This window comes from Streptomyces longispororuber, from assembly GCF_014656095.1.
Classification (GTDB): Bacteria; Actinomycetota; Actinomycetes; order Streptomycetales; family Streptomycetaceae; genus Streptomyces; species Streptomyces longispororuber.
Genome location: NZ_BNBT01000192.1, coordinates 1 through 13474, shown reverse-complemented (window position 1 = coordinate 13474; position 13474 = coordinate 1). Strand labels below are relative to the sequence as shown.

At 72.3% G+C, this 13474-nt stretch carries 10 protein-coding genes; 7 read left to right on the top strand and 3 right to left on the bottom strand.

What is annotated here, in order from left to right; genetic code table 11:
- Both IE330_RS34760 and IE330_RS34755 read left to right on the top strand, forming a co-directional pair.
- On the top strand, positions 1 to 1060 hold a 1060-nt coding region (locus IE330_RS34760; RefSeq protein ID WP_190140173.1), incomplete at its 5' end, for an AAA family ATPase.
- Positions 1061 to 1316: 256 nt separating this feature from the next.
- Positions 1317 to 2741: a sugar porter family MFS transporter gene (locus tag IE330_RS34755; RefSeq protein WP_190140172.1), complete on the top strand. Its 1425-nt coding sequence runs from the start codon at positions 1317 to 1319 to the stop codon at positions 2739 to 2741.
- 40 nt (positions 2742 to 2781) lie between these two features.
- Here IE330_RS34755 and IE330_RS34750 read toward each other — a convergent pair whose 3' ends face one another.
- Together IE330_RS34750 and IE330_RS34745 are read right to left on the bottom strand one after the other, a co-directional pair.
- Entirely contained in the window at positions 2782 to 3768 is a 987-nt protein-coding gene (locus IE330_RS34750; RefSeq protein WP_190140171.1) for an LLM class flavin-dependent oxidoreductase, read from the bottom strand.
- Between the two features lie 109 nt (positions 3769 to 3877).
- A complete protein-coding gene (locus tag IE330_RS34745) occupies positions 3878 to 5368 on the bottom strand; it encodes a purine-cytosine permease family protein (protein ID WP_229926138.1) in 1491 nt (496 codons plus the stop codon).
- A 226-nt stretch (positions 5369 to 5594) separates the two neighbouring features.
- On the opposite strand from IE330_RS34745, the gene ftsY reads away from it, so the two are divergent.
- Positions 5595 to 6824, top strand: a complete 1230-nt coding sequence (gene ftsY / locus IE330_RS34740; RefSeq protein WP_190140170.1) for a signal recognition particle-docking protein FtsY — start codon at positions 5595 to 5597, stop codon at positions 6822 to 6824.
- A gap of 252 nt (positions 6825 to 7076) precedes the next feature.
- Here ftsY and IE330_RS34735 read toward each other — a convergent pair whose 3' ends face one another.
- Positions 7077 to 7694 (bottom strand): bifunctional DNA primase/polymerase, encoded by a 618-nt coding sequence (locus tag IE330_RS34735; RefSeq protein WP_190140174.1) that lies wholly within the window; start codon positions 7692 to 7694, stop codon positions 7077 to 7079.
- Positions 7695 to 8562: 868 nt separating this feature from the next.
- On the opposite strand from IE330_RS34735, the gene nsdA reads away from it, so the two are divergent.
- From nsdA to IE330_RS34715, 4 genes are all read left to right on the top strand, one after another.
- On the top strand, positions 8563 to 10047 hold the full coding sequence (gene nsdA / locus IE330_RS34730) for a transcriptional repressor NsdA (RefSeq protein WP_190140169.1): 1485 nt from the start codon (positions 8563 to 8565) through the stop codon (positions 10045 to 10047).
- A gap of 378 nt (positions 10048 to 10425) precedes the next feature.
- Positions 10426 to 11835, top strand: a complete 1410-nt coding sequence (locus IE330_RS34725; RefSeq protein ID WP_190140168.1) for an ammonium transporter — start codon at positions 10426 to 10428, stop codon at positions 11833 to 11835.
- Positions 11832 to 12170 (top strand): P-II family nitrogen regulator, encoded by a 339-nt coding sequence (locus IE330_RS34720; protein WP_190140167.1) that lies wholly within the window; start codon positions 11832 to 11834, stop codon positions 12168 to 12170. The genes IE330_RS34725 and IE330_RS34720 overlap by 4 nt, the downstream gene beginning before the upstream one ends.
- Positions 12171 to 12382: 212 nt before the next feature.
- The coding region (locus IE330_RS34715) for a [protein-PII] uridylyltransferase family protein (RefSeq protein ID WP_190140166.1) at positions 12383 to 13474 on the top strand (1092 nt) is incomplete at its 3' end.

Sequence of the window (13474 nt, the reverse complement as noted above, 5' to 3'; positions counted from 1 at the left end):
GGCCCGGCTGCGGCACGAGGCCGCCGTCGCGGGGGCCGTGGCGGCCGGGGCCCGCGGACTGCTCGCGCACGTCGAGGTGTCGCTCGCCCGGGCGGACGAGGAGCGGGCGGCCGCCGAGCGGGCCAGGGAGGCGCGCGAGCGGGAGCTGGCCGCCGCGCGGAACCAGGGGCGCGAGCTGAAGGCGGAACTCGACAAACTGACGGATTCAGTTCACCGGGGCGAGGTACTAGGAGCGGAGAAGCGGCTGCGAATCGAGCAGCTCGAGACCAAGGCGCTGGAGGAGCTCGGTGTGGAACCGGCGGGGCTCGTGGCGGAGTACGGGCCCGACCAACTCGTGCCGCCCTCGCCCCCCGCCGAGGGCGAGGAGCTGCCGGAGGACCCTGAGCACCCGCGCAACCAGCCCCGGCCGTACGTCCGCGCGGAGCAGGAGAAGCGGCTGCGGTCAGCCGAACGGGCGTACCAGCGGCTCGGGAAGGTCAACCCGCTCGCCCTGGAGGAGTTCGCGGCGCTGGAGGAGCGCCACCAGTTCCTCAGCGAGCAGCTCGAGGACCTGAAGAAGACCCGCGCCGACCTGCTCCAGGTGGTGAAGGAGGTCGACCAGCGCGTCGAGCAGGTCTTCACCGAGGCCTACCGCGACACGGCCCGGGAGTTCGAGGGCGTCTTCAGCAGGCTCTTCCCCGGCGGCGAGGGACGGCTGATCCTGACCGACCCCGAGAACATGCTCGCCACCGGCGTCGACGTCGAGGCCCGGCCGCCCGGCAAGAAGGTCAAGCGCCTGTCGCTGCTCTCCGGCGGCGAGCGCTCCCTGACGGCCGTGGCGCTGCTGGTGTCGATCTTCAAGGCGCGGCCCAGCCCGTTCTACGTGATGGACGAGGTCGAGGCGGCGCTCGACGACACCAACCTCCAGCGGCTCATCCGCATCATGCAGGAGCTCCAGGAGGCCTCGCAGCTCATCGTGATCACGCACCAGAAGCGCACGATGGAGGTCGCGGACGCGCTGTACGGCGTCTCGATGCAGGGCGACGGCGTCTCCAAGGTGATCAGCCAGCGGCTGCGCTGACCCCGGCCGCCGCGGCACGGCGCGGAGCCGTGCCCTCCCTTTCTCTTGATCAACTTCATTCGGCTTCAAGCCTTGAACTCAACTTGTGACCAGTAGGGATTCAATTGGTTCACATCGAACTATTGACTTCGAAACTTGAAGGCATAGTCTCTGCAACGTTGCTTTTACCTTCAGGTGGTGGGCGACGTGAAGTTGTGCGCCACTTGAAGAACTCGCCCCCACCCCGGCAGCGACGCCGGTGGCCCGAGGAGTACACGTGACCAGCACGCAGGCGCCGACGCCCCCCGCCAGAGATGCCCACCCGGACCATCTCGGCCATGTCATCTTCATCACGGCGGCAGCCGCGATGGGCGGATTCCTCTTCGGCTACGACAGCTCCGTGATCAACGGCGCCACCGTGGCCATCCAGCACCGGTTCGACGTGGACGCCGACACGCTCGGCTGGATCATCGCCACCGCGCTGCTCGGCTGCGCCGTCGGTGCCGCCGTCGCCGGCCGGCTCGCGGACCGCATCGGCCGCATCCGCGTCATGCAGATCGCCGCCGTGCTCTTCGCGGCCAGCGCCGTCGGCTCGGCCCTGCCCTTCGCCGCCTGGGACCTCACGGTGTGGCGGCTGATCGGCGGCATCGGCATCGGCATGGCCTCCGTGATCGGCCCGGCCTACATCGCCGAGGTCGCGCCGCCCGCGTACCGGGGGCGCCTCGCCTCCTTCCAGCAGGCCGCCATCGTCATCGGCATCGCCGTGTCGCAGCTCGTCAACTGGGGCATCCTCAACATGGCCGACGGCGACCAGCGCGGCAAGCTCGCCGGTCTGGAGGCCTGGCAGTGGATGCTCGGCGTCATGGTCGTCCCCGCGCTCCTCTACGGCCTGCTGTCCTTCGCCATCCCCGAGTCGCCGCGCTTCCTGATCTCCGCAGGACGCCGCGCCGAGGCCCGCAAGGTGCTCGCCGAGGTCGAGGGCACGCACATCGACCTGGACGCCCGCGTCGACGAGATCGAGCGGGGCATGCACAGGGAGCACAAGTCGACGTTCAAGGACCTGCTCGGCGGCCGCTTCGGCTTCCTGCCGATCATCTGGATCGGCATCGGGCTCTCGGTCTTCCAGCAGCTCGTCGGCATCAACGTGATCTTCTACTACTCGAACCAGCTCTGGCAGTCCATCGGCAAGGACCCCTCCAGCTCGTTCCTGTACTCCTTCGAGACCTCGATCGTGAACATCGTCGGTACGGTGATCGCGATGGTCCTGGTCGACCGCATCGGCCGCAAGCCGCTCGCCCTGATCGGCTCCGCGGGCATGGCGGCGGCGCTGTTCACCATGGCCTGGGCGTTCTCCTACCGCACCGGCTCCGGTGACGACGTGTCGCTGCCGCACGCCCAGGGCCTGACCGCGATCATCGCCGCCAACGCGTTCGTGCTCTTCTTCGCCTTCTCCTGGGGCGTCATCGTCTGGGTGCTCCTCGGCGAGATCTTCCCCAACCGCATCCGCGCCGCCGGTCTGGGCGTGGCCGCCTCCGCGCAGTGGCTCGCCAACTTCGCGATCACCAAGACCTTCCCGAGCATGTCCGAGTGGTCGCTGAGCGGCTCGTACATCATCTACGGCGCCTTCGCGGCCCTCTCGATCCCCTTCGTCCTGAAGTTCGTCAAGGAGACGAAGGGCAAGACCCTGGAGGAGATGGGCTAAGTCCCCGCTGCCCCCTCCTCCCGCGGGAAGCTGCCCCGGCTCACGGCCCGTCCGTGAGCCGGGGCAGTACGTCTTCCGCGAACAGCCGCAGGCTGCGCCACCCCTCCTCCACGGGCATCCCGCCCACCAGCGGGTGCAGCACGAGGCCGGTGGCGCCGCCCGCCGCGTACGCCACGCACGCGTCCGGCGTCAGGATCCGGTACACGCCCTCCGCGCGCAGCTCCGCCACCGTCGTGGCCGCCGACTTCACGGCCGAGCGGACGCCCTGTCGCTGCCAGGAGGCGTAGGTGCGCGCCTCGTGCAGGACGTGCTCGCCGTATACGGCCCAGGCGCGGTCGGGGTCCTCGGCGAGGTGCAGCAGCGGGGTCACGGCGTCCGGCATCATCGTCCACCCCTGGGTGCCGTACTCCGCCCGCCTCTCCTCGTAGTACGCCGCAAGGTCCGGCAGGTGCGCGCTCGGGAAGAACGGCAGGCCGAGCCGGGCCGCGCGCCGGGCCGCCGCCTTCGACGAGCCGCCGACCAGCAGCGGCGGGTGCGGCCGGGTGCCCGGACGCGGGGTGACCCGCACGGTGCGCCCCCGGAAGGTGAACTCCTCGCCGGTCCAGGCCGCGAGGAGGGTCTCCAGGAGCTCGTCCTGGAGGGCTCCGCGCCGCTTCCAGTCGACGCCGAGGGCCGCGTACTCCTCGGGCCGGTAGCCGATCCCCGCCACCGTCACCAGGCGGCCGCCGCTGAGCAGGTCGAGGACGGCGATGTCCTCGGCGAGGCGCAAGGGGTCGTACAGCGGGCCGATGGCGGCCGAGACGGTCACCGTGAGGCGCCGGGTCGCGCCGAGGACCGCGCCGGCGAAGGCGAACGGCGCGGGCATCCAGTTGTCGGCGGCGCCGTGGTGCTCCTCGGTCTGCACGGTGGTGACGCCGCGCTCGTCGGCGTACGCGGCCATCTCCAGGGCCGCCCGGTAGCGCGCGCCGAGCGCGCCGGGGTCGGGTTCGGGGTCGACGAGGTTGAGGCGTACGACGGTGACGGGCATGCCGGAGTCCCCCTTCACCGGACCCGCCGGGACGGCGGGCCCCTGTCGGCGAAGGGGGACGCTAGCTGACGCAGTGTCAGATGAACAGGCCGCGGGGCCGTCGGGACCGTCAGGCCTTGGTGGCGGCCAGCGCGGTGCCGTCCTCGCCCTCGGTGGCCGTGCCCGCGGGCCCGGCGGGCGCCGCGGCCGCCTGCTCGACGAGCGGCTGGCGCGGCAGCACCGCGTACAGCGCGGCGGCGACCAGGATGGTGACGAGCCAGCCGAGGCCGTTGCGCCCGATCCAGGACGTGGCGAGCGGGCCGCTGAACCAGTCCACCTTGGTGAAGAGCAGCCCCACCACGAGCGCGACGGCCCAGGCGGTCATGGCCTGCCAGGCGAAGCCCGCCTTGTACCAGTAGGCGCTGGTGCGCTTGGTGTCCATCAGGGCGGCGCCGTCGTAGGTCTTGCGGCGCAGCATGTCGATGCCGAAGACGCCGATCCAGGCCGAGAACGCCACCGCTAGCAGCGTGAGGAAGGAGATGAACGAGCCCATGAAGCTGGTGGCCACGTTCATCAGCAGGTAGCCGAAGATCAGGCTGATGATCGCGTTCACGCTGACGGCCCACGCGCGCGGGACCTTGATGCCGAGGGTCATCGCGGTGAAGCCGGCCGAGTACATCGACATCGAGTTGATCAGCAGCATGCCGATCAGCGCCATGATCAGGTACGGCACCGCGATCCACTTCGGCAGCAGGTCGCCGAGGAACGCCACCGGGTCCTGCGCGGACGACAGGCTCGGCGTGGACACGGCCATGACGGCACCCATCAGGACCATCGGCACGACGACGATGGCGGCACCGCCGACCGCGTGGCCGACCAGCGGCTTGTTCGGCGCCGTCCGCGGCAGGTAGCGGGTGAAGTCCGGGCCCGTGGGCACCCAGCTGATGCCGCCCGCGGCGATCGTGCCGATGCCCGCGATCATCATCGCGGTGGAGCCCGCGGGCTGGTCGAAGACCTCGGACCAGTCGGTGTTCGTCAGCAGGTAGACGAGGACCAGGACGCTGAACGCGCCGAAGAGGTACGTCGACCACTGGCTGCACACCTGCAGCACCTTGCGGCCGAGACCCGAGATCAGGAACGTGGCGGCGACGAAGGCGAGCAGCGTGACGACCTTCAGGGCGGTGTTCTGCTTCACCCCGAAGCAGATGTCCAGGACGGTGAGGATCGCGTACGCGCCCGTCACCGCGTTGATGGTCTCCCAGCCCCAGCGCGCGACCCAGATCAGCGAGCCGGGGAAGAGGTTGCCGCGCTGGCCGAAGACCGCGCGCGAGAGGGTCATGCCCGGCGAGCCGCCGCGCTTGCCCGCGATGGAGACCAGGCCGACGAGGCCGTAGCTCAGGACGGGGGAGACGAGGGCGACGACCAGGACCTGCCAGAAGTTCAGCCGGTTCGAGACGATGAGGCCCGCGCCCATGGTGAGCAGCAGAACGCTGATGTTGGCGGCGACCCAGGTGGGGAACAGCTCGCGGGTCCTGCCGTGGCGCTCGGAGTCGGGGACCGGCTCAAGCCCGCGGGTCTCCAGGGCGCCTTCGTGTTCGGCGGTTTCGGCGGTGGTGCTCATGAGGGGGAGTTCCGTGCCTCTCGCTCGGCGTGCGTCGACGTCGTCGCGCGCCGGTGGGGTTTCAGCCAGATGAATCAGGCAGTTGAATCAGAGGGGACTCTACGCGCGTTGACGTGGCCTCTTCCATCGTACTTTAGTCCGAGTAATCACCGCTAGTGGCCTATGTCCCTTGGAGGAAAACACAAGGGGGCTCCCCGGGAGGGCCATGACTGATACTGGGTGAGTTATGGAAATCGTCATCCTCGCTGTAGTCATCGCCGTCGTCATGGTCGGCGCGATCGGCGGGCTGGTCGTCGGCAGCCGCAAGAAGAAGCAGCTCCCGCCGGCCAAGGCCCCGTCGAGCACGCCCACCATCACCCGCCCCCCGGCCGAGCCGCACGTCGGCGACGAGGCCGAGACGCCCCACGACGAGCCGCGCCGCACGATCGAGGAGGTGGACCTGCCGGTCGCCGAGCCGTCGGCGTCCGCGCCCGTCGTCGTCGACGAGCCCGAAGCCCCCGAGGCTCCGCCGGCTCCCGAGATCGAGACCCCCGAGCCCACCGCGGGCCGGCTGGTGCGGCTGCGCGCCCGCCTGTCCCGCTCGCAGAACGCGCTCGGCAAGGGCCTGCTGACCCTGCTCTCCCGCGAGCACCTCGACGAGGACACCTGGGAGGAGATCGAGGACACCCTCCTCACCGCCGACGTCGGCGTCGCCCCCACCCAGGAGCTCGTCGAGCGCCTGCGCGAGCGCGTCCGCGTGCTCGGCACCCGCACCCCGGAGGAGCTGCGCGCCCTGCTGCGCGAGGAGCTCCTCGCGCTCGTCGGCCCGGACCTCGACCGCGCCGTGAAGACCGAGTCCGGCCTGGAGACCCCGGGCATCGTCATGGTCGTCGGCGTCAACGGCACCGGCAAGACCACCACCACCGGCAAGCTCGCCCGCGTCCTCGTCGCCGACGGCAGGTCCGTGGTCCTCGGCGCCGCCGACACCTTCCGTGCCGCCGCCGCCGACCAGTTGCAGACCTGGGGCGAGCGCGTGGGCGCCCGCACCGTGCGGGGGCCCGAGGGCGGCGACCCCGCCTCCATCGCCTTCGATGCCGTCAAGGAGGGCATCGCCGACGGCGCCGACGTCGTCCTCATCGACACCGCGGGCCGCCTGCACACCAAGGCCGGCCTCATGGACGAGCTGGGCAAGGTCAAGCGCGTCGTCGAGAAGCACGCGCCGCTCGACGAGGTGCTCCTCGTCCTGGACGCCACGACCGGCCAGAACGGCCTGGTGCAGGCCCGCGTCTTCGCCGAGGTCGTGGACGTCACCGGCATCGTCCTCACCAAGCTCGACGGCACCGCCAAGGGCGGCATCGTCGTCGCGGTCCAGCGCGAACTGGGCGTCCCGGTGAAGCTGGTCGGCCTCGGCGAGGGCGCCGACGACCTGGCCCCCTTCGAGCCGGAGGCCTTCGTCGATGCGCTTATCGGCGACTGAGGCGGGGCCGGAACGGCCGCACCCCAGTCGCCGACGGGCCGGAACGGCCCCCCTTCCGTACGCCGACGCGCCGGTACGGCACCGTGCCGGTACGACACCGCGCCGGTACGGAGTACGCCGCGTCGGTACGCGCGGCGGCAGCAGGGCCCCGCACCCGGGGGCAGCCGGGGCGGGGCCCTTCCGTGTGCGGCGCCCCGGCGCGCGGGCGGCGTGCCCCGGCGGGCGGTCGGCGTGCTCCGGCGTATCGCAGCGTCACGCGGGCGAGCGGTGCGCCACGTACGCCAGCGTGCCGACGAGCAGACGGGCGTGCGGGGGGCTCGTGGCCGAGTCCGGGGCGGGGGCGCGCAGCCAGCGGACCGGGCCGAGGCCGCCGCGGTCGGAGGGCGGCGCGGTGATGTGGCTGCCGGGGCCGAGGGCGCCCAGGTCCAGGTCCGCGTCGTCCCAGCCCATGCGGTAGAGCAGGCGGGGCAGTTCGGCGGCGGCGCCGGGCGCGACGAAGAAGTGCGCGCGCCCCTCGGGCGTGGCCGCCACCGGGCCGAGGGGCAGGCCCATCCGCTCAAGGCGCACCAGCGCGCGGCGCCCGGCGGCCTCCGCGACCTCGATGACGTCGAACGCGCGGCCCACAGGAAGCATCACCGCCGCCCCCGGGAACTCCCCCCAGGCGTCGATCACCTTGTCGAGCGTGGCTCCGGCCGGGACCTCCGGGGCGAAGTCCAGCGGGTGGGCCCCGGGGGCCGGACAAGCGGCCGCGCCGCAGGAGCAGCGCCCGTCCTGGGCGCGGGCCCCGGGCACCACGGCCCAGCCCCACAGGCCCGTGTACTCGGCGACGGCGGTGCAGTCGGACGCGGCGCCCCGGCCCCGCCGCCGCACCGCTGCGCGCGGCTCCCTGGCGTCCTTGGTGTCCCTGGCGGCCCTGGTGTCCCTGGTGTCCCTGGGGCCTTTGGCCTCTTCGGCCCGGCCGGTCCGGTCGGCGTCCCGCTCGCGCGGCCCGTCCGCTTCCTTTTCGCCGACCCCCCGCCGCGTTTCAGAATCCTTGGTTCCGCGGTCACCGGAACGGGGCTCTTTGGTCCCCCGGATGCCGCCGATCGTGAAGCCCATGCCCCCTCCAACGGGTCGAATGCGCCGTGGTTACGTGACGGAAAAAGATCATGACTCTGCGTTCCGGAATTGCCTTACGCTGTCCGTGCTGCCGTGCGTTCACCCCTCGTGTGCCGAGCGTTCTGCCTCTGTGGGGCAGGCCCGCCGGGGCGCCTCCCGTGGAGCCGGCCCGCGAGGGTGCCGTGCGACCCCGTGCGTCGGTCCGCGTGCGTCCTTCTCGGGGCGCCGTCCGGACGCCTCAAGCCGACTTTCGCTGACTTTCGCCGACTTCCGTCGCCGCATGCTGACGGCGCTCGGGGGATTGGGGGGTGGTGTGCCCCGCGTCCCGCGCCCCTGCATGCTTCGCTCCGCCCACTCGCGGTTGGTATGTGTCAAGTGAATCGCGTGCGGCGGCCCGGGAGTTCATTCGAAGGGGTGGCGAATGGTGGCGTTTCTGCGAACGCCCTCGCCGGAGGGGTGATCGTAGGATTACTTTCAGTACATGGAGCGCGAGCGGTGTGCGCTCGTGGGTATGCCGGAGGCAAGTCGGCTTCCCGTTCGAAGGGTGAGGTTCTCCGGACGGAGGGCCACGAGGCGCGGCATCCTGTTAAAGCTTTACCTAGGACCGCGTACAAGTGTCTTGAGGGATGGGGGCGTTCCAGTGGGCGGCAGTAGCGGTGGCGGTGCGAACGCCGAGAAGCGCCCCAATGAGATGCTCAGCTCCTGGTTCGTGCGCAGCGGCTGGTCGAAGGGCGAGCTGGCGCGCCAAGTGAACCGCAGAGCACGCCAGTTGGGCGCGCATCACATCTCCACGGACACCTCGCGCGTCCGTCGCTGGCTCGACGGCGAGAACCCGCGCGAACCCATCCCGCGCATCCTCTCCGAGCTGTTCTCCGAGCGGTTCGGCTGCGTCGTCGCCGTCGAGGACCTCGGACTGCGCGCCGCCCACCAGTCGCCCTCGGTCGCCGGCGTCGACCTGCCCTGGACGGGGCCCCAGACGGTCGCGCTCATCAGCGAGTTCAGCCGCAGCGACCTGATGCTCGCCCGGCGCGGCTTCCTCGGCACCTCGCTCGCGCTGGCCGCGGGCCCCGCCCTCATCGAGCCCATGCAGCGCTGGCTGGTGCCCGGCCCCTCCACCGCCCAGGTGGTCGCCGAGCCCGAGCCGCAGCAGCTCCCCGCGCGCCGCCCCGGCCGCCTGTCCAAACCGGAGCTCGAGCTGCTGGAGTCCACCACGGTGATGTTCCGCCAGTGGGACGCCCAGTGCGGCGGCGGCCTGCGCCGCAAGGCCGTCGTCGGCCAGCTCCACGAGGTCACCGACCTGCTCCAGGAGCCCCAGCCCGAGGCCACCTCCAAACGCCTGTTCCGGGTCGCCGGTGAACTGGCCGAGCTGGCCGGCTGGATGAGCTACGACGTGGGGCTCCAGCCCACCGCCCAGAAGTACTTCGTCCTCGCGCTGCACGCCGCGAAGGAAGCGGGCGAGAAGGCCCTCGGCTCGTACATCCTCTCCAGTATGAGCCGCCAGATGATCCACCTCGGCCGGCCCGACGACGCCCTGGAACTCATCCACCTCGCCCAGTACGGCAGCCGCGACTGCGCCAGCCCCCGCACCCAGGCCATGCTGTATGCGATGGAGGCCCGCGCCTACGCCGGAATGGGACAGCCAGGCCGCTGCAAACGGGCGGTCCGCATGGCCGAGGACACCTTCGCCGACGCGGAGGACTGGGACGAGCCCGAGCCGGACTGGATCCGGTTCTTCTCCGAGGCCGAGCTCAACGGCGAGAACGCCCACTCCTTCCGCGACCTCGCCTACGTGGCCGGCCGCAGCCCCACCTACGCCTCGCTCGCCGAGCCCGTCATGGAGCGCGCCGTCGAGCTCTTCGGCAAGGACGCCGAGCACCAGCGGTCGTACGCGCTCAACCTCATCGGCATGGCCACCGTCCACCTGCTCCAGAAGGAGCCCGAGCAGAGCGTGGTCCTCGCCAAGGGCGCCCTGGACATCGCCAAGAAGGTGCGCTCCGAGCGCGTCAACACCCGGCTGCGCAAGACCGTCGACAACGCCGTGCGCGACTTCGGCGACGTCCCGGAGGTCGTCCAGCTCACGGAGCTGCTCGCCCAGGAGATGCCGGAAACCGCGGAGGCCGTCTGAGGAACCCGGGCCCCGCACCCCAGACCCCGGCCGCGGCAGCCCATCCCGAACAGCCCGACTCGGCTCCCCTACGCCAGGTCATCCGGATGGCACCGCGGCCGGACCACGCCCCGCGCCGCTCCCGCCCAGGCCGTTGATCGCCGCGGCGGTCGCCCGAGCGACGGCCGGGGCCCCGGGGACGAACGTTTCTTCGCCCCGTCCTGGGGCGCCGTTCATGCACGCGTAACACGTCCGACCTCTTCGTCACCGCCGCGAAACATCGAGCGGCACCGGCCGAAACCGCGCTGCGCCAACCTCGTGCCGCATCACCGGCCCACCGTCCTCGCACCGCAGAGGCCGAAGCCCGCACCGGGCCGTACCGACGACGAGGAGACTGCGATGCCCCCAGGCATCACGCTTGCCGCAGCCGGCCCGGAACTGTCCGCCGCCAACACCGGGTTCCTGCTCATCTGCTCCGCCCTGGTGATGCTCATGACGCCGGGCCTCGCCTTCTTCTACGGAGGCATGGTCCGGGTCAAGAGCACCCTCAACATGCTCATGATGAGCTTCATCAGCCTGGGCATCGTCACCGTCCTGTGGGTGCTCTACGGCTTCTCCGTCGCCTTCGGCACCGACCACGGGGGCCTCCTCGCCTGGAACTCCGACTACGTCGGCCTCGGCGGGATCGGCCTGACCGAACTGTGGGACGGCTACACGATCCCCGTGTACGTCTTCGCCGTGTTCCAGCTCATGTTCGCGGTCCTCACCCCCGCCCTGATCAGCGGCGCCCTCGCGGACCGCGTGAAGTTCGGCGCCTGGGCCCTGTTCGTCGCGCTGTGGGCCACCGTCGTGTACTTCCCCGTCGCCCACTGGGTCTGGGGCACCGGCGGCTGGGCCTTCGAGCTCGGCGTGATCGACTTCGCGGGCGGCACGGCCGTGCACATCAACGCGGGCGCCGCCGCCCTCGGCGTGATCCTCGTCATCGGCAAGCGCGTCGGCTTCAAGAAGGACCCCATGCGGCCGCACAGCCTGCCGCTCGTGATGCTCGGCGCTGGCCTGCTGTGGTTCGGCTGGTTCGGCTTCAACGCCGGCTCCTGGCTCGGCAACGACGACGGCGTCGGCGCCCTGATGTTCCTCAACACCCAGGTCGCCACCGCCGCCGCCATGCTCGCCTGGCTGGCGTACGAGAAGCTCCGCCACGGCGCCTGCACCACGCTCGGCGCCGCCTCCGGCGCCGTCGCGGGCCTCGTCGCCATCACCCCGTCCGGCGGCTCCTGCTCCCCGCTCGGCGCCCTCGCCATCGGCGCCGTCGCCGGGGTGCTGTGCGCCATGGCCGTCGGCCTGAAGTTCAAGCTCGGCTACGACGACTCCCTCGACGTCATCGGCGTCCACCTCGTCGGCGGCATCGCGGGCTCCCTCCTCGTCGGCCTCTTCGCCACCGGCGGCGGCCAGTCCGAGGCGCAGGGCCTGCTGTACGGCGGCGGCTTCGGCCAGCTCGGCAAGCAGGCCGCCGGCGTCGGCGCCGTCCTCCTCTACTCCTTCGTCGCCTCCGCCGTGCTCGCCCTCCTCATCGACAGGGCGATCGGCATGCGCGTCAGCGAGGACGAGGAGATCAGCGGCATCGACCAGGTCCAGCACGCCGAGACGGCGTACGACTTCAGCGGCGCGGGCGGCGGGACGGCCCCGCGCACCACGGCCGCCCCGCCGGGCGCCTCCCACGGGCCCGCGGCGGCCCGTACCCCCGACAACCGGCCGGCGAGCGCCTCCGGGAACGAGAGCGCCTCCGGGAACGAGAAGGTGGACGCATGAAACTCATCACCGCGGTCGTCAAGCCGCACCGGCTCGACGAGATCAAGGAAGCCCTCCAGTCCTTCGGCGTCCAGGGCCTGACCGTCACCGAGGCCAGCGGCTACGGGCGCCAGCGCGGCCACACCGAGGTCTACCGCGGCGCCGAGTACACCGTCGACCTCGTGCCCAAGGTCCGCGTCGAGGTGCTCGTCGAGGACGACGACGCCGACCAGCTCGTCGAGGTGATCGTCAAGGCCGCCCGCACCGGCAAGATCGGCGACGGCAAGGTGTGGACCGTCCCCGTCGAGACGGCCGTCCGTGTCCGCACCGGCGAACGCGGCCCCGACGCGCTGTAGACGCCACCGCCACCGCCACCGCCCGCGCCCTCCGGCGCCCGCACCCTCCGGGGTGCTGTGCCGCGGCGCTGGTACGGCGCCGGGGAGCGCCCCGGACAACACCTGGGGGACGCGACGCCCAGGACCACAGGGGGGAACGCCCAGGACCACGGCCGGGCCCCAGGACCACGCCTGGGACGCCCAGGACCACGCCCGAGAACAGGAGCCGCCGGGTGACGAGCACGGACGTACGGACCGAAGCGGAAGACTCAGACTCCGGACCCAGTGGCTACGCGGCGGCCCGGCTGCGCCTCCTCCACCAGGAGGCGCGGTCCGGGCCGCCGCGCCGTGCCGCCCTCGCCGACATCACCGACACCTGGCTCGGCGCCCTGTTCACCGCGGCCTCCGCCGGCCCCGGCGCCCCGCGCCGGGCCGCGCTCGTCGCCGTCGGCGGCTACGGCCGCGGCGAGCTCTCCCCGCGCAGCGACCTCGACCTGCTGCTCCTGCACGACGGCAGCGCGGACCCGCGGGCGCTCGCCGCCCTCGCCGACCGCCTCTGGTACCCGGTGTGGGACCTCGGACTCGCCCTCGACCACTCCGTCCGCACCCCCGCCGAGGCCCGCAGGACCGCCACCGACGACCTCAAGGTCCAGCTCGGCCTCCTCGACGCCCGCCACCTCGCCGGAGACCTCGGCCTCACCACCACCCTGCGCACCACCGTCCTCGCCGACTGGCGCAACCAGGCCCCCCGAAAACTGCCGGAGCTGCGCGAACTGTGCGCCGAACGGGCCGCCCGGCACGGCGAGTTGAGCCACCTCCTCGAACCCGACCTGAAGGAGGCGCGCGGCGGCCTCAGGGACGTCACCGCCCTGCGTGCCGTCGCCGCGTCCTGGCTCGCCGACGCGCCCCGCGAAGGCCTCGCCGACGCCCGCCGCGCGCTGCTCGACGTACGTGACGCCCTGCACCTGACCACCGGCCGCGCCACCGACCGGCTCGCCCTCCAGGAACAGGACCAGGTCGCCGCCGCCCTGCGCCTCCTGGACGCCGACACCCTGCTCCGGCAGGTCTACGAGGCCGCGCGCACCATCGCCTACGCCACGGACGTCACCTGGCGCGAGGTCTCCCGCGTCCTCGCCGCCCGCGGCGGCAGGGCCCGGCTGCGCGGACTGCTCGGCGGCAGGGCGGCACCTCCCGAACGCTCGCCCCTCGCCGAGGGCGTCGTCGAACAGGACGGCGAGGCCGTCCTCGCCCGGGCCGCCCGCCCCGAGCGCGACCCCGTCCTGCCGCTGCGCGCCGCGGCGGCCGCGGCCGCCGCCGGCCTGCCG

Coding starts and splice junctions, on each gene's coding strand:
- IE330_RS34750 (WP_190140171.1), bottom strand. CDS start 3,768: ATGCCCGTCACCGTCGTACGCCTCAACCTCGTCGACCCCGAACCCGAC.
- IE330_RS34745 (WP_229926138.1), bottom strand. CDS start 5,368: ATGAGCACCACCGCCGAAACCGCCGAACACGAAGGCGCCCTGGAGACC.
- ftsY (WP_190140170.1), top strand. CDS start 5,595: ATGGAAATCGTCATCCTCGCTGTAGTCATCGCCGTCGTCATGGTCGGC.
- IE330_RS34725 (WP_190140168.1), top strand. CDS start 10,426: ATGCCCCCAGGCATCACGCTTGCCGCAGCCGGCCCGGAACTGTCCGCC.
- IE330_RS34720 (WP_190140167.1), top strand. CDS start 11,832: ATGAAACTCATCACCGCGGTCGTCAAGCCGCACCGGCTCGACGAGATC.